Here is a 19,694-nt window from a genome sequence, read left to right as displayed (position 1 = left end):
TTTATTTGCGTATCATATAAAGTTGTCGTTACTGATCAATCCACTGGAGCTCACCATTTGGACCGCCGTCAACACAGACTTTCCATTTGTTATTTTGCTTTTCTACCGCTCCCTTAGAATATGCCTGATCAGCATAATAACAATACTTTGTAGGGTCGTAGTCTGGTTTTACATTCTCACCGCTTAGTGCAGAACCAGATACCGCAAATGCTGCAGATACAACCGCTAGTGTTAGTCTATTCATAATATCTCCCTTTAACGTATAAATTTACCTAAACTAGGTAACTTACCTTATCTTATGAACACATCAAGCAAAAGCACTTTTTCTTTTAAACTCATAACAATTAAAATATAAAATCAAATACTTGATAAAATTTGATAGCGATTTTATAACGATTTGATAGGTCAAACTTGTGCTACCCGTCATGCTCTTTTGCAGTTAAAAAATGCAAAGAGAAGACGATGCTTGAATCTACATTACTACAGGCACTCTCCAGTGCCGAAACTGATTGGTGGTTAGTGCCTATTGCACTCTTAGTAGGTGTACTCACCAGCTTTACGCCCTGCGTATATCCCATACTTCCCATAACAGTTGCAACCCTTAGCCAACAACGCCATATTCGCCTTGCTCCAATCTGGTATGCACTAGGCTTTGCAGCGGTGTACGCCGCACTTGGATTTATTGCAGCATTAACCGGTAGCTTCTTTGGCCAGGTAGCAACAAACCCTTGGGTGCTGCTTATTTTTGCCAATCTATTACTCTACTTTGCTGCGGTATCAAAAGGCTTAATCTCTCTGCCACGCTTGCCAAATGCTATTTCAACAAGTTCACCAGCACCTCTTCTAATGGGCATGGCCAGCGCTCTTGTTGCGGCTCCTTGTACATCTCCAATACTAGGTGGCTTATTGCTCTTCGTTGCTAATGCCCAGCAACCTCTATTAGGAGGCGCACTGCTGTTTAGTTTTGCGCTCGGTATGAGCACCTTATTACTGCTAGCAGGGCTAAGCACACGCTTTTTGCATACATTACCAAGATCTGGAGCTTGGCTAAATCAAATCACTACAGCAACCGCACTTATCTTAGTCGCAATGGCGCAATATTTTCTTATTCAAGCTGGCAAAAGTTGGCTATAAAACGCAAAGGAACCACCATGAAAAAAATCATTTTTTATTCACTCTTTATGTTACTCAGCACAATGTCTGCAGCAAAGGACTATCCCGTACTTACCGCCAATACGCTTGCAAACAATACCGTAACCAGTCAAGGCAAAGTCACTTACTTGAAGTTTTGGGCAACGTGGTGCACCTACTGTGTGGAAGAAATGCCACTGCTTGAGCAAAGCTTTCAGCAAGCCAATAACCACTATCAGGTTATCGCCATCAATATTGGCTTCAATCAGTCGAAAAAAGGCGTGCAAGCTTACCTTGATAAACATAATTACCAGTTTCCAACGGTATTTGATGGTAATGGCAAGATAACTCAGCAGTTTCAAGTGTTAGGCACGCCACAACATATCCTCATTGATGAAAACGGCAAAGAAATCTATCGCAGCGCATTGTTTACAGATGAGCTGCAACAACATCTGAGCACACTCCAAGGAGCAAACTAATGTCATCAATTAAAGCCCTACTTATGTTCGCCGCTGTGTGTCTCAGCTTGTTTGCGCACGCCAACACGCAAGAGTATGTGTTTATTAATATTTGGGATGAGTATGTACAGCCCACGACTCTACCAACGCCACTAGCACCAAGGAAATTGCTACAGCCCGATATTAATATTGATGAGGCAAGCTTAGCGCAATTTAAAAAGGCCTATCCAAGCTATGCTGAGTTAGCCATTGATAAGCAAAACCAGTTGCTGCAACGCTTTGCAATAAGGCAAACGCCTGTTCGTGTTATCGTTAAAGACGACAAAGTTATCAAACAAGAGTTGTTGACGACTAACAATGCACCAAGCACAGAGAAAGAAACACGGATCCCATTGCAAACACTCACAGGTACGCCATTTTCGATAGCGACTATAAACAGCCAATACAGAGTGTTATTTTTCAGCGATAGTTTGTGTCCGTTTCAACATATTCCTGCCTGTGAAATGAGAATAAAACAAAACAATCAACTCGCTGACTCGAGTGCGTATCCGGTCGTTACTGTGATTAAGCCCTTTTATGTGGAAGAACAAAGTGCTCTAGACTACCAACAACGCTTTGAGATCAAACACGATATTGTGTTCGATCACCACAACGAAGTATTTAGCCAGTTTGAGATTAGAGAGCTACCTTACTGGGTGGTACAAGATAAACACGGTGAAGTCGTTTATCGCGGTAATCAACCACCCAACGTAGACTAGAGCCTAATTTATCGTCCATTTACTCTGACAATAGACGCTGTAAGGGGCATCGATAAGCTCAGCAATAAAGCGCTTATCGATGTTGCTTTGCTGGCGTATTTGCAGCAACTGTTGCTGTAATAATTGGCTATTTTCAAGCCCGGCCAATTTATCTGAAAAGCGTTTTTGCAACGCTTCTTCTTTTAACATATCAGCCGCAACAACACCGTAAAGCAACAAAAGATATGAATTGGTATGTTGATGTGCAGTAATGATCTCAAGCGCTTGTTGAGGCTCGTTTCTCAAAAGGTGGATATACATTTGCGTATAGAGCGCATAGGTCTCAACTTCTTGTAGCTGTAACATTTGATAATCGTGCATTGCATCAATCGTCAACTGCTCTGCAAATTCGAGCTTGCCCGCTTTGATCCAGGTCCAACCCAGTAACAATTTAACGTTGGCACGCGTCACCGAAGAAATATAATCGCTTTCTAACAGCATTCGATATTGCGTAATTGCACTTTGCATTGCATCCGCATCACCCGTTTGCAATGCGATATCCATATGCGCCATGCCAATCAGTAATTGCTGTTGCTCATAACTTGGAATAAAACGCGGCTCGCCGTTAATCTCATTTAAATACCGTAGCGCCTTTTCTCCCTGATGTAGCTGAATATAGTAGAATCCTAGGTAAGTGAGTATTTGCTTTTCTAAATAGTGATAACCATTTTTCTGAGCTAAAGCGAGGGCTTTTAATAAACTAGGCTCACTTTCAACCACTGGCACTAAGTAATTTTGACCATAAGCAAACAAAGCTTTTATTAGATTCATGGTCTGCTCTGTTTGCTCATAATAGGCAATGGCTTGCGCGAGCACAGGTTTACTCTTCTCTAAGTTTAGTAACGTTTTCTCAGCGGGACCAGCCGCTGGTGGATTGGCAAGATAGAAACTCCGCTGTGCTTCGCTATAGGCAAACGAGCGACTGCCTATCAAAACATGCGCTGAGCTCATCGCTTGCTGGTATTCATCCCAACGTTGTAACACCCAAAAAGCATCCGCTTTGAGTTGATATGCCATCGCAATCAATTCAACTTGCTGGCTTTGCTCAGCAGCATCGAGGGCAAGCTGAGCTTGCTGCAACGCTTGCTGATGTAAGCCTTGTGCCTTGAAAAACTCTCCGTAATAGAGGTGGTAGCGAGCACGAGTTGCGGTTGAAGCTGAACTTAGTGAAATCTGTTCGAATCGACGTGTGGCAGAATCAATATCACCGAGCTGCCAACAAATTTGCGCAAGCTCCAACTGACTTTCTAGATGTTCTGGCATTTGTGCCACAGCCGCCTCAAAATATGCCTTTGCCAGTTGAGGTCCCTGTTCATTTAATGCTTGTACACCGCGGTAATAGTCATTCATTGCTAGATTTAAGGATGATTTTTTGGCGGTTTTAGTGTCAACACCTAGCGCTAACTGCGCAATAACCTCTGTTGCAATCGCTTCAAAGCTCTCATCTAACTGTTCAACAATTATCTCGCTTTGCGTATCTCCATAAGTAACACTGAGTAAAAAACGCTGTTGTATCGGCTTTAGTGAAAGCGTGAGCTGTTTAATCGCACTATTCTCTGCAAGCTCAGGATATTGGCTTCGCGGTACTAATTGATAATGAGACTGTAAATGTTGTCTCAATGCCGCTTCAAGCGCATAACCCCACCACGCATTGGCTTGCACACCCGTCTCATTCACCATAGGCACAATGATTAACGAGTCTTGTTCAGCTTTAACACGAGTGACAACGGGTGCTGAGCTAGAAACGAGGTAAACACTCGCGGCTACTCCACTTAACGCGACAGCGCCAACGACAAACATCGCTTTCATTGTTGTAGTGAGTTTGAATGTGCTAAATGTGCGGCTCTCAACAGGACAAATCCACTGATAACCTTGCTGCGGTATGGTTTTAATAAATGTGGGTTGCTGGGCGTTATCTTTGAGGGCTTGTCTTAGCTCAGTGATACTTTGTGTTAGTGCAGCTTCTCTAAACTCACCGTGTTGCCACAATGTGCTGAGCAATGTTTCACGTGTAACAATTTGATTTGGATGGGCTAAAAAATAAGCCAACAGCTGCGCGACTCTCGGCCTAAGTGGCACTTGCTCAGCATCACGATATAAACACGAGACATTTGGATCGAAGCGGTATTGAAGAAAGTGCAGCACAGCGTTAGTTTCCCTTATACAACCTTTGCTAGTAAGAACAGTAAAAACTGTGACCATAATTATACCTGACAAAAGCGCATAACCGTATCATTAAGGTCATCAACCACCCAAAACGCAATGAGCAGACTTAGATATTACCCACCAGCTATACCTGAGATATATCAATTGCTGTACAATTATGGCTATTAACCAGACAGTCTAAAGAGTCATCATGATCGCACAAGACACCATAGCAGCACAGGCTACCGCACCGGGTCGCGGTGGCGTTGGTATCATTCGAGTTTCAGGCAGTAAAGCCCGAGAGGTCGCAGAGCTAATCTTAGGTAAATGCCCAAAAACTCGCTATGCCGAATACCTGCCATTTAATACCCTAGCAGGTGAACAGCTAGATCAAGGTATCGCATTGTTCTTCCAAGGGCCAAACTCATTCACTGGTGAAGATGTCCTTGAGTTACAAGGCCACGGTGGCCCCGTGGTACTTGATATGCTGTTAAAGGAAATCAGCCAAATTGAACAAGTGCGCTTGGCAAAGCCTGGGGAGTTCTCAGAACGTGCTTTTATGAACGACAAGCTAGACTTAACGCAAGCAGAAGCTATCGCAGACTTGATCAACGCCACCAGCGAGCAAGCTGCAAAAAGTGCGCTACATTCACTACAAGGTGACTTTTCTAAACATATCAATACTTTGGTTGAGAAAGTAATTCATCTGCGCATGTACGTAGAAGCCGCAATAGATTTCCCCGATGAAGAAATCGACTTTCTTTCCGATGGTAAAGTCTCGGGTGACCTAGAAGCCATTATTCAGCAACTCGCAGAAGTGCGTAAACAAGCCAAACAAGGCAGCATCATGCGTGAAGGCATGCGCGTGGTGATTGCTGGCCGCCCTAACGCAGGTAAATCGTCGCTACTTAACGCCTTAGCGGGCCGTGAAGCCGCGATTGTTACAGACATCGCAGGTACCACACGAGACGTACTACGTGAGCATATTCATATTGATGGCATGCCGCTTCATATTATCGACACGGCAGGACTTCGTGATAGTCCAGACAAAGTAGAACAAATAGGTATTGAGCGTGCTTGGGAAGAGATCCTCGGTGCCGATCACGTACTATTTATGGTGGATGGCACCGAAACCCAAGAAACCGATCCTGCGAAGATCTGGCCTGATTTTATCGAGCAGTTACCACAAGGCATGGAAATTACCGTGATCCGCAATAAAGTCGATTTAAGCGGTGAAGCCGTTGGCGCAACAACGAGTGATGGCCATACCCTTATCCGTCTAAGTGCTAAAGACATTCAAGGCATTGATTTATTGAGGGAACACCTAAAAGCCTGTATTGGATTTACTGGTGCAACTGAAGGTGGCTTTATGGCTCGCCGTCGTCACTTAGACGCCCTAGAGCACGCTGCTGAGCACCTAGAAATAGGTCAAACTCAGCTAGAAATGCATATTGCCGGTGAAATTTTGGCAGAAGAGCTACGCCTTACCCAGCAATACCTCAATGAGATCACCGGTGAATTCACCTCCGACGACTTGCTTGGCAAAATCTTTAGCTCATTTTGTATCGGTAAATAACCCAAATATCTGAGTAGTCATACGCCCTTTTTTGGGCGTATGACTACACACTAACCAGCGTATTGGTTTACCGCTTCTTTTACCTTGCGAGATTTGTCTTTTCTTAATGGGGCTAGCAATGCTTCAGCGTCTGCTGCTTGGCTGAATATTTCGGGAAGTTCAGCGCGGCGATCAGCATATAAATAGCTCAAACTCTGTTTAAAACAGCCATATTGGCCACGGGCATGTGCCACGATAAATTCACGACATACGTCAAAGTGACTGCGCTTAATACAAAACAGCACCAAATGTTCGGGTTTAACGCCGATATCAAATAACCAGGTGAGCAAAAATGCCATCCCGGTTTCGGACGCTTCGCCTTCATATTCCCCACTTTTTGATAGGTAAGTTTCAAAATCTATCTCATTGTGTGCCAGTTGATGTAACAGCCAAGGTTGTTCCATTTGCGCTTCAATTAATTTAAAGCCCCGATAGTCATGATTAAGAAGCAGACGTACCAATTTGTTGCGACGCTTAGCATCTAACATCCACACAAACTGACGGAGACTATACATTTGATATTCATCGGTATCGATACGCATAAACTCGGTGGAGATTTGCCCTTTAAACAGCGCAGCCATGACATCAAACTCGACTTCGTTATGTAGATAAGCCATCGTTTGCTCAACAATCGCTTTAATGCGATTGGATTGCACTTGCAGTTCAGCCACGCGTTTTATAATAGCCGCACGCTCAAGCTGTTCTGAAAATATCAGTAATGGCCCCGATGGCAGCCTTTCTTCATACCAAGCAAACGACACCTCATGATCGGCCATCACAATAACGTAATTGTCTCCTTGCTGTTGTAATACAGTGCACGCTTCCCAACTTCGACCATCAACATGGCAAGGCTTATCGTGTATTGAGAGGCTATCCGCTACAATGGCTTTATGCAGCTTCTTTGGTAACTTTTCACCTTCACCGAAATATAGACAATCCCTACCTAATTCCTGTGCTAACGCATGCTCCCAAGAGTGCAGGTTTAATTGCACAAAAATATCAATCGCGCGCTGCAAATCATGGCTGAAATCAAGCTCAACTTCCGGGTGTTTAAGCGATACATGATGTAAAAAGTCAACTTTCGTGCGCTCATTGATATACGCGAGTCCCTGCTCCATGGCCTTGGCTTTGTTACGTCCCGTGCTGCCAAACATGCTGTTATCATCACTGGCTATTTCGCTGTAAATCTCTATCCAATTCAAGTAGCGTTCGGAGTTATAACGTTGGTTGCTCATTTCATAGGCATTCAGTATACCGCCATCTATTCCAGCTTTACTTAACTGTTCGTAGACCTCAATTTCATCGAGTATAGTGTCAAACTCTATGCTCCAATGATCATCAGAATAAGCACGAAGCACGTTGCGTGCAGCCCTAACTGGCGCAAGTGCAATAATAAATTGCCACAAACGATCTGCTTTATTTTGCTGGGGGAAAGGTAGCTGTCGCAACCAAAATGCCGTTAGGGTAAAGCGTTGGAAATCATCATCATGATCTTTAAAAAGCTGATAGCTCGGTTGCTTTTCACTAAACTTGTTTAGGTAAAGATCGCCGCGACAACATTCATCTCGATATAACTGCGGCTGCACTAATGCCAATAAACTGCTTAAATCTTCTTGCGGCGTGTCTGCAGTAAAGTAATCACAGATCCGAGTTATTTGTGCCTCGGACAATCCTAAATTATCAGGGTTATAATGGTCGGACTTTTTATGACATTTCTGAATTATGTGTTGGGCAGCGAGTTGCCAAATATGATTGTCGTTAAGATAATTTGCTAGTGCCTCAGTAATATCGTCGCCAATATGCTGATTATAATCACTGTGCAGGTGATAGCTGGCCAGTGTAATTAATCCCATATCCAATTGCGGCCATTGCTCTGGGTGGCATAGCGCACGCGATGAGCGAAAGTGCTCATCTACCAACTTAAGATGCTTGCGACAAAGTAATTCATCTGGGTTAGTAAAGTGACGAAATATCGACTGGATATTTTTGGCGTTGGCACTTTCAGCCGCGCTCTTGATATCAGACACGGAGAGTTGAGTGTAGCGCTGATAGTAGGCTTCTCTGGAGAGTAGTGCTTCATCCCCTTCGGTAAGTGATGCCATCATATATTTGCTAAACTCACGCTTGCCTAGGGCATGGTAAAATACATCAATCACGCGAAGGTACTGCTCAGCACGAGCTTGTAGTAAGTTGTTTTCTGCATCTTTGCGTACCGCAAGCGTCAACACCATGCCATTGGGTTGTGTATATTCAGCTTCTTCACTGAAATGATCAGTAAGTAGGTCGCCTCGCACAAGGCTGAGCACCGACTCCAGCTCCCCAGATATGCCTTGATTATTACGCTCAAAACTATTCAATTGATCAATAAGGTGCTCTGCCATGTCACTGGCATGCAGTTTCGCTAATTCAAGCACATCTACTTCACAGACTGTTTCTAATACGGTTTGTGGTTCCCCAGTTTCAATATAGCGCCATAATAATTGGCCCTGGGGCATAGCCAGCACTAAAGGTTTCAACAAATTAGTACCATAGTTAAGCTCATATTTACGCTCATCTCTAGCAAGATAAGCGCGATAGCTTGCACGAGCAGCAGTGGCACTCTGTGCAATTTTAACTAATGGGCCTGCAACCTCTGATTGGACTTTTTGCTGTAAATCATATGCTTCATTTTCGAGAGTACTGCCAAAAAATGACATTGCCATAAAGCTGTCTTTGGCCTCTTCATCGTCATAAAAACAGCTATGGGGGAATAGCGATTGATACAAAGAGATCACAGGCTGATGACCACTAAGGTCTTCTTCTTCATCCTCATCACACATGGTATCGACATGGGCAAGTAATACCGGTTCAGCTTGAAAACGTGCAATGACTAATGCTTTAAACTGCTCATAACTCTCAGGATTTTCGCGTAAATATTCCCCAAGCGGCTGGTAGTCACATTCTTCACTGTATTGATCATTTTTGAACATGCCAGATCTAAAGTTATCGTTGTCACACCAGATAAACGCTTTGATCATTTCACGATGCCAACCATGCTCGTGTAGCAACGAACTTAAATAGCTTTCATAGCCGCAGGCATGTTCATCATCCCAATAAGGCACAAAGTATTGTGCTAGCAAATAGGCGCACTGTATATCCGTCTTTGCAAGCATATACAAAGCTTCAACGCCAAATACCCGTATATCATCAAGCCACATTTCATCGGTGTCATTTTGGCGTCGACTATAGGCCACTATTGCCTTGGCTGTTTCTACAACGGCTTGTTTGATCTCAGGGTATTGCAGCGCTGCTGCAAATAAAATGACCTCAGAAATATAGCTTTCGGTGTCATCAAGTATGATGTGGTCATAGTGGTGAGCACCGCCTTCTTGGCCTAAATCTAATGCAGATTGAAGCAACTTTAGGTTGTTGCCACTATCTTGCGGTTGCAAACGGCGTATCCCCTCTTCGTCAAGTTGCTTAAACTCAACATCAAACTGGCTATTAAAACAGGCCTTATCGCTGTCCAACAAAGCCTTATACTGAGCTAATGCTAATTCTATTTGTTGCGGGTTTTGGATATCCAGCGTGATTATCTGGTTTTTATCGAATTGGTTCATGTCGTTATTTCTAATTGAATTTGACGTATAGCCGCACCAATCGGGCTATAGAGTAGAAAAAGATAATGAAGCGCAGCTTTGAGAACTGCGGCAATTTCAAGTAAATGCTAAACACAGCGAGTGGCAGCTACGCGTTAGCATCCTCAGCTTGCAGCTCCTTTAACCTGTCGATATCTATTTGAGAGTCCTGCTTTGCTTTTTTCTGTTGATCGGGTGTCATATCATCCCAATGAATATAACCACCGTGTGCGTATGGCGCATTGTATAAATAGTTGGCGAATTTTTTGTTGGCAGTACCAGAGACTAGCCCTCTTACTGAACCCTGTTTATCAGCAGCCCACAGTGCAACGCGTTTAAATTCCAACTCTCCAGATGCATTAATACGAAATGAGTACCAATTTTCAGCAGCACTAATGTGCAGATCCTTATCCATGTTTTACCTTTTGTAGTTCCTTAATATCGACACTATTATTTCGAATCCATGTAACTAGGTCAATATCAAACTCATCGTTAAGCTTTTGATAAATATTAATAAAAAGTAAATATTAGCAAGCCTACAAGCAGGATCTGAGCGATAACCACAAATCTACCCATTCACGTTAAGTGCTAAATCTGGCCAGTCCAACATCCCTACACTGCGTATCCTAAGCACTTCAACTTAGGAGAAATAAAATGGCTCTATCTACAACTTTCAATGCACTACACCAACAATCAGCCCCGCTTTTTCTAGCTAACTGCTGGGATCCATCATCAGCGCTTATCATCGAACAGGCTGGTGGTCAGGCCGTTGCGACAACAAGCTGGGGTATGTCTAATCATCAGGGCTACAAAGATGGAGAACAACTCACATTTGACCGTGTACTACAAACAGTAAGTGCCATCCTTAAGGTGATCACTATTCCATTAAGTGTTGATATTGAGGCAGGCTACAGCGCGGATCAAAATCAGATCATCAAACATATTATCCAATTGGCCGACCTTGGCGTTGCAGGTATCAATATTGAAGACAAACCCAGTCACCAGAGCAGCTTACGCGATATAAAGGCACACCAAGCATTATTGCAGGCAATCAAACAAGCTTTACGTCATAATGGTTTCGATCATTTCTTTATTAATGCCCGTTGTGATCTTTGCTTACAACCACAATGGACGGAAGCGGCGCTGCATGAGCGTGCACTCGCCTATCAAGCAGCTGGTTGCGATGGCTTTTTTATTCCTGCTTTAACCGACACCACCATGATAAAACGCCTAACAGCCCTGCTTTCAATTCCAGTCAATATAATGCTGTTGCCCGGATTTAGTGATAAACAGGCGTTAGCAGAGTTAGGAGTCAAACGTATCTCATCGGGTAACGCTCTCAGCGATCATGTGATAGCACTACAAGAATCAGCCACCAGAAGGCTGCTCGAAGAACATACTGTAGACTTCTTATTTGAGCAATCAGTCCGCGCAACTTGGCTGTCAAACTAAATAATTCACAAGATCTGACCGTTTTTTTAGATTCTTTTATTATATGGAACTAACTATATAGATCTAAAAGTCTGGATCGACTTCCAGCTTTTAGATCGTTATCCACAACATCTCATCCACAACCTCAAAATTTGTTCAAAAACAGCGGAGTTCTTACCGTTTCAAGCATGAGCGTTGGCTTATAAAAGTATTTTTAGGCTCAGCTATCCCATAGATTATCCACAAATAAATCACCGAGTTAAGCTTAGGAATATTTTATTTTTCCTTTTTATTTCATGTGGATAAATAAAAAAATTAAAAATCACACACTATTTGTGCAAATATTTTTATCCAATTACTTCAAAGCCCTCTTTACATATTCACGTTAAACGCTAAGATGGCGCGCAATACGACTTAGGTAAGGGTAACAATGCAAACTTTAGATCTTATTGTAGGCAGCCAAATGGGATCAGCAGAATACGTTGCTGAACAGCTAATGGAATCGCTTGAATCTCAAGGTTATACCGTGAATTTGCATGAAAAACCCGAGCTTGAAGCTTGTCAGCAAGCACTTTGGCTGGTGGTGACATCAACCTATGGGGCCGGTGACTATCCAGAAAACTTATTACCTTTTATATCAGCACTAAAAGCGAGCTCGGATCTAAGCCAGTTACGCTTTGCGGTAGTGGGAATTGGTGATTCAAGTTACGACACCTTTAATCATGCAGCTATTAATCTTGCTGATCTACTTAAAGAAAAAGGTGCAATACAGCTGTTAGACATAGAAAAGATCGATGTTTTACACCCAGATCTACCAGAAGATACCGCTATTGCTTGGTTACCTAAGTTTGTTGAATGTGTCGCTTAACAGCGCGATATTGAAATACACAGAAGTTATTCACAAATTCAGACTATTTTAGATCGTATTGTGGATAACCTATGATCTAACTGCTGATCTACGCTTACTTATCCATTGGATAAAATAATTCAGATCTAGCCCTGTGAATAAAGTGGCTAGTTGATCAAAGGTTTTAAGCCCATTGATCCGATCTAATTCACACCAATTGATCTTAGTTAAGTAGTTGGATCTAAACAGGAATACAAAACTATTCACAGATCAAAGGATCAGTAGTAGTAAGATCAATAAAGATCTTTAAAAAGATCCTTATATATTTTAAGTGATCTCTTTTTTGCGTTGTGCAAAGTTTAACCATTTCACTTCTGGTTAATTCTAGGTAGAATACGCATCCTTTCTAAATTTGCTCGGTTGTTTTAAGTAGGATCCCGTAAATGATTTATCATGAACATTTTGATGTCATCGTTGTTGGTGGTGGACACGCAGGCACTGAAGCTGCACTTGCAGCTGCACGTATGGGTATGAATACCTTATTGTTAACACACAATATGGATACCTTAGGCCAAATGTCGTGTAACCCAGCTATTGGTGGGATTGGTAAAGGTCATTTGGTTAAAGAGATCGATGCGCTTGGTGGTGCAATAGCCAAAGCAATCGACAAAGGTGGGATCCAATTTAGAACGCTTAATTCATCGAAAGGCCCTGCGGTACGAGCGACTCGTGCCCAAGCAGATCGCGCATTGTATAAAGCTGCGATCCAAGACATTTTGCAACATCAAGAAAACTTAAAGATCTTCCAACAATCTTGTGATGATCTGATTGTTGAAGGCGATCAGGTCAAAGGTGTCGTAACTCAAATGGGTTTACGCTTTAGTGCTTCTTCAGTAGTGCTAACGGTTGGTACTTTCTTGGGTGGCCAGATCCATATTGGTTTAGAAAACTTTAAAGGCGGCCGTGCTGGCGATCCTCCTTCTATTGCCTTGGCTGAGCGTTTACGTGAAATGCCTTTTCGAGTTGATCGTCTAAAAACGGGTACGCCACCACGTATCGATGCAAGAACGGTTGATTTTTCAGTGATGCAAGAGCAACCAGGTGATACCCCTACTCCGGTTTTCTCGTTTATGGGCAAAGTGTCTGATCATCCAAAGCAGATCCCTTGTTATATCACCTATACCAATGAAAAAACCCATGATGTGATCCGCAATAACTTACATCGTTCGCCGATGTATGCTGGCGTGATTGAGGGAATTGGTCCACGTTACTGCCCTTCTATCGAAGATAAAATTGTGCGTTTTGCTGATAAAGAAAAGCATCAGATCTTCGTAGAACCTGAAGGCTTAACGTCATACGAGCTGTATCCAAATGGTATCTCCACCAGCTTACCATTTGATATCCAACTGGAGATCGTGCGTTCTATTAAAGGCTTTGAGAATGCGCATATTTGTCGTCCAGGTTATGCAATTGAGTACGACTTCTTCGATCCTCGTGACCTTAAACAATCATTAGAGACTAAGTTTATCAATGGCTTATTCTTTGCAGGTCAAATAAACGGTACAACCGGTTATGAAGAAGCTGGTGCCCAAGGGTTGATTGCGGGTATGAACGCAGCCCTTCAAGTTCAAGGCCGTGAAGCATGGACACCGCGCCGTGATGAAGCTTATGCCGGTGTGTTGATTGACGACTTAGCAACGCTTGGTACAAAAGAACCTTATCGTATGTTTACCTCGCGTGCTGAATACCGTTTGTTACTGCGTGAGGACAATGCGGATTTACGTCTAACGGAAAAAGGTCGCGAATTAGGTTTAGTTGACGATGAACGCTGGGCTGCATACAACGACAAGCTTGAAGTTATGGAACAAGAAGCACAGCGTCTACGTAATACTTGGATCCATAAAGATCACCCTGCACTTGAAGCGGTAAATGGATTATTGAAAAAACCACTGGTACGTGAAGCCAGTCTTGAAGATCTGATCCGCCGTCCAGAGGTTAATTATCACGACCTGATGGCAATTGAAGGATTAGGATCTGAGTTTGATAATATTCCAGCCCTTGAACAAGTTGAGATCCAAACTAAGTATGCCGGTTACATTGCCCGTCAACAAGATGAGATTAATAAGCAACTTCGTCATGAAGAGACATTACTGCCTGCTGAGTTTAATTATAGCCAGGTAAGCGGCTTGTCAAATGAGGTTGTTGCAAAGCTAAGTGATGCTCGTCCACAAACGATTGGCCAAGCTTCACGTATTTCTGGTATCACCCCTGCTGCTATTTCGCTATTATTAGTGTATCTGAAAAAGCAAGGGCTATTACGTAAGTCGGCGTAATAGCAGTGGAACACTGTGTTATTAGAACAATTGAATGAATTACTCGCTGATACCTCAATCGAGCTCAGCGAACAACAAAAGCAGCAGTTGGTCGAATATGTCCAGCTGCTGGATAAATGGAACAAAGCCTACAACCTCACTTCCGTTCGTGACCCAAAAGAAATGATGGTTAAACACATCATGGATTCTTTGGTTGTTGCGCCACACCTAACGGGCAGTAACTATATTGATGTTGGTACTGGACCGGGTTTACCGGGTATGGTTTTAGCGATAGCTAGACCGGACATCAATTTTGTTCTTCTTGATAGCCTTGGTAAAAGAGTTCGATTTTTAATGCAGGTAAAACATGGGCTTGGCATTGAGAATGTTACCCCAGTGCAGTCTCGAGTTGAAGAATATCAGCCAAGTGTTAAATTAGACGGTGTACTCAGCCGTGCTTTTGCATCACTACAAGATATGATCCAGTGGTGTTCACATTTAATCGATAACCAAGGTGTATTCTTAGCACTAAAGGGCCAATACCCTGCGGATGAGCTAGAACAACTACCAAACGGCGTGAGTTTATCGCAAGATATTAGTTTAGTGGTGCCCAAGCTTGAAGGTGAGCGCCATTTAATCATTCTTTCTAAAGATTAATTGTCGAGGACAATGTGGCAAGAGTCATTGCAATAGCAAACCAAAAAGGTGGTGTTGGTAAAACAACCACTGCGGTGAATTTAGCCGCGTCCATGGCGGCGACTAAACGTAAAGTTCTGTTGATCGATCTCGATCCCCAAGGCAATGCAACCATGGGCAGTGGCGTTGATAAATACGCCGATGTCGCTACGGTTTATGATCTGTTGATCGAAGAAGCGCCAATGGATCAAGTGATCACCACGGAAACCAGTGGTGAGTATCATTTGATCGCAGCCAATGGAGATGTAACCGCGGCAGAAGTCAAACTGATGGAGTTGTTTGCGCGCGAAGTGAGACTACGCAACGCCCTTGAGACAATAAAAGATAAATATGAGTATATATTCATCGACTGTCCACCTTCATTAAATATGCTAACGGTAAATGCCATGGCTGCCGCCGATGCGGTTTTAGTTCCGATGCAGTGTGAATATTATGCACTGGAGGGATTAACAGCTTTAATGGACACCATTACCCAACTCGGCAAGTTGGTGAATCCAGGATTGCAAATTGAAGGCATTTTGCGCACTATGTACGACCCGCGTAATCGTCTAGCTAACGACGTATCTGAGCAGTTAAAACAACACTTTGGCGATAAAGTGTACCGGACTGTGATCCCTCGTAATGTGCGATTAGCGGAGGCGCCAAGTTTTGGAGCGCCTGCGATGTATTATGATAGAGCATCAAGCGGTGCGAAAGCTTATCTAGCGCTAGCGGGTGAAATGCTAAGACGCAAAGAAAAGCAAGCGGCTGCGGTTGCCTAAGAGGATAAAAAGAACATGTCGGTTAAAAAACGTGGTTTAGGCCGAGGGTTGGATGCCCTACTCAGCTCAGCTAAACCTAATCCAAGTGCTGCGGCACCAGTGCCTAATCAACAAGAAGCGGTTGTGACAGTCAGTGAAGCACCTGCCGAATCGGCGGTTGAACAAGAGTTACAACGATTACCTATTGAGTGGCTAAAGCCGGGTAAATACCAACCGCGTAAAGATATGTCTGAACAGGCACTTGAGGAACTGGCGAGTTCGATCCGTTCACAGGGGATTTTACAGCCTATTGTGGTGCGTAAAGTTACCACGCAAAGCTTTGAAATTATTGCCGGTGAGAGACGTTGGCGTGCGGCACAACTGGCAAAGCAAGATACCGTTCCTTGTTTAATCAAAGATGTGCCGGATGAAGCGGCTGTTGCGATTGCGCTTATTGAAAACATTCAGCGTGAAGACCTCAATGCGATGGAAGAAGCAATTGCTCTAGATCGATTGCTAAATGAATTTGAACTCACGCATCAGCAAGTTGCCGATGCGGTTGGTAAATCGCGTACGACGGTTACCAATTTACTTCGTCTCAACAATCTCAATGATGATGTAAAAATCTTGTTGGAACATGGCGACATAGAAATGGGCCATGCTCGTTGTTTACTTGCCCTAACTGGTGAAGCGCAATCTGAAGCAGCAAGAACTGCTGTGGCCAAAGGATTAACCGTAAGAGAAACCGAAAAACTGGTTCGCACCATTTTAGAGCCTGTTGAGAAAAAAGAAGCGAAGCAAAAAGATCCTGATGTCAAGCTGCTTGAACAGCAATTACAGGAAAACTTAGGCGCAAAAGTTGAGATCAACTACAACCAAAAAGGCAAAGGTAAACTGGTTATTTCCTATGCTAGTTTGGATGAGCTTGATGGTATTTTGGGGCGGATTAACCCTGAAATGAATGAAGCTGACTAACGGTAGACTTAACTAATTGCCTAATACGTGAATGCGGTGCTTTATTTTGCGCCGCTATTTCCTCTCCGATATGCTGCGAAATAGCGAGAACACGAAGAACTTTGATGGAAAAATAGCCACTCTTGTACAGGCTTTAATTTAAGCCTTCCTCCCTAACAAATTTTGACCTATTTGGCGTCCAAAAAGCGTCACATTTCGTCTCGTCAAGTTGCAAATTAAGCAGAAACAAGTATAATTTCGCCAGTTTTCATACCCTGATAAAATTTAACGTCATTAAGGTTAATATAAAGTGACTCATTCGTTAGCCCGCCCATATCGGCGAGCCGCATTAAAAGGTGTTTTGATTCAGGGTATCGTAGCATTAGTCGCTGCAGTAATCGTTTTTATAGGTTGGGGAGTACAAGCCGGAGTTTCAGCATTAGCTGGCGGCGCTGTGTTGGTACTCCCTAATTTTGTATTTGCTGTTTACGCCTTTCGATTTATGGGTGCAAGCAAAGCAAATCAAGTATATTCCTCGATAAAACGAGGAAATGGATTAAAATTTTTGCTAACTGTTGTGCTCTTTGCACTGATTTTTAAGCATTTTTCAGTAATGATGCTGCCTTTCTTTGGCGCGTATATGCTCGTGATGCTGACACAATGGTTGGTCCTGATTTTTTTTAATCATTAACTTTTGGGATAAAACATGGCTGCAGAAGAAGTTACTCTATCAAGCCATATTCAGCACCACTTGACCAATGCCAAGATGTGCTCGACCGATGCCGGTCTTGCCTTCAACAAAGCATGTGCGGATAGTGGTTTCTGGACATGGCATGTAGATACCCTCGCATGGTCAATCGGTTTAGGTCTGATATTTTTATGGATCTTCCGAAGTGCCGCTAAAAAATCCACTATAGGTGTTCCTGGTAAATTCCAGTGCTTTATCGAGATGGTTGTTGAGTTCGTTGGTGCCAACGTACGTGACACTTATCATGGTAACAGCAAGTTAGTTGCACCTTTAGCCCTAACGATCTTCGTTTGGGTATTCCTAATGAACTTGATGGACTTAGTTCCAGTTGACTTCCTACCTGCATTTGCTGGCTTTGTTGGTGAACAAGCATTTGGTATGGATTCACACGATGTGTACATGAAGATTGTACCTACAACAGACTTAAACATGACAGCTGCACTGGCGCTAGGCGTGTTTATTCTGATGATCGGTTATTCAATTAAAATCAAAGGCATCGGTGGCTTTATTGCAGAATTAACATTGCACCCATTTAGCTCTAAAAACAAACTAATGATGGCAGTGTTGATCCCGTTTAACTTACTACTTGAAACAATCGCATTGGTTGCTAAGCCGTTCTCGCTAGCACTACGTTTGTTCGGTAACTTATACGCAGGTGAGATGATCTTCATCCTTATCGGTGCAATTGGTTTGATGCAGTTACCACTGCACTTCGTGTGGGCAGTATTCCACATTATGGTAATCGTACTTCAAGCATTCGTATTTATGATGCTGACTATCGTTTACCTCAGCATGGCTAGTACAGAAAGTCACTAATCAGCTGAATAATAAAGATTTTTACAACTTAAATTTAAACTTAAACTTTAATTTACTATTAAAACTTTGGAGATAAAAATGGAAATCGCAGTTGCTATTAAACTTATCGCTGTTGCACTACTAATCGGTTTTGGTGCTATCGGTACTGCACTAGGCTTCGGTAACATGGGTGGTAAGTTCCTAGAAGCATGTGCTCGTCAACCTGAGCTTGCGCCTTCACTACAAGTTAAAATGTTCATCCTAGCTGGTCTTATCGATGCCGTTGCAATGATCGGTGTAGGTATCGCTATGTACATGTTGTTCGCTCTTTAATATTGCAAAATACCTGAAACGAACAACTGTCAAGTAAGGAGGAGCGGTCGTGAACTTAAACGCCACTCTAATAGGTGAATTAATCGCATTTGTGGTCTTCGTATGGTTCTGTATGAAGTTCGTATGGCCACCACTAAATGGTGCGATTGAAGCTCGCCAGAAGAAAATCGAAGATGGTTTAGCGGCATCTGATGAAGCTGAGAAAGAACTTGAGCGCGTACGTGCACAAGGTGCTGAACAGCTGAAAGAAGCGAAAGCACAAGCGGCTGAAATCATCGAACAAGCTAAGAAGCGTGCTGCGCTGATTGTTGACGAAGAGACTACTCGTGGTCAGCAAGAGCGTGAAAAAATCATTGCTCAGGGACACTCTGAAATTGAGTCTGAGCGCAACCGTGTGAAAGAAGAGCTGCGTTCGCAAGTCGCTGCACTTTCTATCGCAGGCGCTGAGAAGATTTTAGAGCGTGAAATCAATCAAGCCACACACAGTGACATCGTTGAAAAACTTGTCGCTGAGCTTTAAGTAGGAGGGTATGAGCATGTCTGAATTGACTACTATCGCTCGCCCATATGCTAAAGCGGCTTTTGAACTTGCCGTTGAAAAAGGCACTGTTGAAGCTTGGAATGAAATGCTGTTCTTCGCTGGTCAAGTTACCAGCGACGAACAGGTTCAGACGCTACTTGGTAGCATCGCTACTGAATCACAGCAGTCTGAAATCATTATCAAGTTATGTGCTGAGCAACTCAACGAACAAGGTCAAAATCTTATCAAGCTGATGGCCGAAAATGAGCGTTTAGCCGCCATTCCAGCTGTTGCAGAATTGTTTGCTGAATTTAAAGCAGACTATGACAAAGAAATCGAAGTAGATGTGGTTTCAGCAACAGTGCTTGCAGATGATACGCAAGCAAAATTGGTCGCGGCACTTGAGAAACGTTTCGCACGCAAAGTTAAGCTGAATTGTAGCATCGACGAAGCCATTGTAAGTGGCCTAGTGATTAAAGCCGGTGACACCGTAATCGACGGTTCTGTTCGCGGCAAGTTAGATCGTCTTGCGACGTCGCTACAATCGTAATTGGG

The 19,694-nt window shown here is 43.2% G+C and carries 19 protein-coding genes; 15 read left to right on the top strand and 4 right to left on the bottom strand.

The features are described 5' to 3' along the window. Positions 1-28: 28 nt before the first annotated feature. Positions 29-244, bottom strand: coding sequence for a DUF1496 domain-containing protein (locus PPIS_RS15025; protein WP_010376854.1), 216 nt, complete (start codon positions 242-244; stop codon positions 29-31). A gap of 218 nt (positions 245-462) precedes the next feature. Here PPIS_RS15025 and PPIS_RS15020 point away from each other — a divergent pair, with 218 nt between their 5' ends. From PPIS_RS15020 to PPIS_RS15010, 3 genes are read left to right on the top strand one after another with little or no spacing between them, the layout of a single operon-like run. After that, a complete protein-coding gene (locus PPIS_RS15020) occupies positions 463-1,134 on the top strand; it encodes a cytochrome c biogenesis protein CcdA (protein ID WP_010376855.1) in 672 nt (223 codons plus the stop codon). A gap of 17 nt (positions 1,135-1,151) precedes the next feature. Then, entirely contained in the window at positions 1,152-1,610 is a 459-nt protein-coding gene (locus PPIS_RS15015; RefSeq protein ID WP_010376857.1) for a TlpA family protein disulfide reductase, read from the top strand. Then, positions 1,610-2,347: a TlpA family protein disulfide reductase gene (locus PPIS_RS15010; RefSeq protein ID WP_010376858.1), complete on the top strand. Its 738-nt coding sequence runs from the start codon at positions 1,610-1,612 to the stop codon at positions 2,345-2,347. The genes PPIS_RS15015 and PPIS_RS15010 overlap by 1 nt, the downstream gene beginning before the upstream one ends. A 3-nt stretch (positions 2,348-2,350) precedes the next feature. Here PPIS_RS15010 and PPIS_RS15005 read toward each other — a convergent pair whose 3' ends face one another. Then, on the bottom strand, positions 2,351-4,531 hold the full coding sequence (locus PPIS_RS15005) for a winged helix-turn-helix domain-containing protein (protein ID WP_010376860.1): 2,181 nt from the start codon (positions 4,529-4,531) through the stop codon (positions 2,351-2,353). A 211-nt stretch (positions 4,532-4,742) separates the two neighbouring features. Between PPIS_RS15005 and mnmE the strand changes: the two genes are divergently transcribed. Further along, on the top strand, positions 4,743-6,107 hold the full coding sequence (gene mnmE / locus PPIS_RS15000; protein WP_010376862.1) for a tRNA uridine-5-carboxymethylaminomethyl(34) synthesis GTPase MnmE: 1,365 nt from the start codon (positions 4,743-4,745) through the stop codon (positions 6,105-6,107). A gap of 50 nt (positions 6,108-6,157) precedes the next feature. Here mnmE and PPIS_RS14995 read toward each other — a convergent pair whose 3' ends face one another. Together PPIS_RS14995 and PPIS_RS14990 are read right to left on the bottom strand one after the other, a co-directional pair. After that, positions 6,158-9,745, bottom strand: coding sequence for a hypothetical protein (locus PPIS_RS14995; RefSeq protein ID WP_010376863.1), 3,588 nt, complete (start codon positions 9,743-9,745; stop codon positions 6,158-6,160). A gap of 127 nt (positions 9,746-9,872) precedes the next feature. Then, the gene (locus tag PPIS_RS14990; protein WP_010376865.1) at positions 9,873-10,178 is read right to left on the bottom strand and encodes a hypothetical protein; all 306 of its coding nucleotides are present in this window, start codon (positions 10,176-10,178) and stop codon (positions 9,873-9,875) included. Positions 10,179-10,417: 239 nt separating this feature from the next. Between PPIS_RS14990 and PPIS_RS14985 the strand changes: the two genes are divergently transcribed. The 11 genes from PPIS_RS14985 to atpH all read left to right on the top strand — a co-directional run bounded on the left by PPIS_RS14985 (position 10,418) and on the right by atpH (position 19,689). After that, positions 10,418-11,215 (top strand): isocitrate lyase/PEP mutase family protein, encoded by a 798-nt coding sequence (locus PPIS_RS14985; protein ID WP_010376867.1) that lies wholly within the window; start codon positions 10,418-10,420, stop codon positions 11,213-11,215. A 409-nt stretch (positions 11,216-11,624) separates the two neighbouring features. After that, positions 11,625-12,062, top strand: coding sequence for an FMN-binding protein MioC (gene mioC / locus PPIS_RS14980; protein WP_010376870.1), 438 nt, complete (start codon positions 11,625-11,627; stop codon positions 12,060-12,062). A gap of 422 nt (positions 12,063-12,484) precedes the next feature. Continuing rightward, entirely contained in the window at positions 12,485-14,374 is a 1,890-nt protein-coding gene (gene mnmG, locus PPIS_RS14975) for a tRNA uridine-5-carboxymethylaminomethyl(34) synthesis enzyme MnmG (RefSeq protein ID WP_010376872.1), read from the top strand. Between the two features lie 15 nt (positions 14,375-14,389). After that, positions 14,390-15,010, top strand: a complete 621-nt coding sequence (gene rsmG / locus PPIS_RS14970) for a 16S rRNA (guanine(527)-N(7))-methyltransferase RsmG (RefSeq protein WP_010376874.1) — start codon at positions 14,390-14,392, stop codon at positions 15,008-15,010. Positions 15,011-15,024: 14 nt separating this feature from the next. Then, complete coding sequence (locus PPIS_RS14965; protein WP_010376876.1) at positions 15,025-15,810, top strand: ParA family protein; 786 nt, start codon at positions 15,025-15,027, stop codon at positions 15,808-15,810. 15 nt (positions 15,811-15,825) lie between these two features. Then, positions 15,826-16,764, top strand: a complete 939-nt coding sequence (locus PPIS_RS14960) for a ParB/RepB/Spo0J family partition protein (RefSeq protein WP_010376878.1) — start codon at positions 15,826-15,828, stop codon at positions 16,762-16,764. Positions 16,765-17,053: 289 nt separating this feature from the next. Beyond that, entirely contained in the window at positions 17,054-17,434 is a 381-nt protein-coding gene (locus tag PPIS_RS14955) for an ATP synthase subunit I (protein ID WP_010376879.1), read from the top strand. A 15-nt stretch (positions 17,435-17,449) separates the two neighbouring features. Then, complete coding sequence (atpB, locus tag PPIS_RS14950; RefSeq protein ID WP_010376880.1) at positions 17,450-18,307, top strand: F0F1 ATP synthase subunit A; 858 nt, start codon at positions 17,450-17,452, stop codon at positions 18,305-18,307. Between the two features lie 78 nt (positions 18,308-18,385). Next, positions 18,386-18,619: a F0F1 ATP synthase subunit C gene (gene atpE / locus PPIS_RS14945; RefSeq protein ID WP_010376881.1), complete on the top strand. Its 234-nt coding sequence runs from the start codon at positions 18,386-18,388 to the stop codon at positions 18,617-18,619. A 49-nt stretch (positions 18,620-18,668) separates the two neighbouring features. Continuing rightward, complete coding sequence (gene atpF, locus PPIS_RS14940; RefSeq protein ID WP_010376882.1) at positions 18,669-19,139, top strand: F0F1 ATP synthase subunit B; 471 nt, start codon at positions 18,669-18,671, stop codon at positions 19,137-19,139. Positions 19,140-19,155: 16 nt separating this feature from the next. Next, positions 19,156-19,689, top strand: coding sequence for a F0F1 ATP synthase subunit delta (gene atpH, locus PPIS_RS14935; protein WP_010376883.1), 534 nt, complete (start codon positions 19,156-19,158; stop codon positions 19,687-19,689). Positions 19,690-19,694 lie beyond the last annotated feature (5 nt).

The organism is Pseudoalteromonas piscicida (assembly GCF_000238315.3).
Taxonomy (GTDB): Bacteria; Pseudomonadota; Gammaproteobacteria; order Enterobacterales; family Alteromonadaceae; genus Pseudoalteromonas; species Pseudoalteromonas piscicida.
This window is presented reverse-complemented; position numbering and strand designations above follow the sequence as displayed.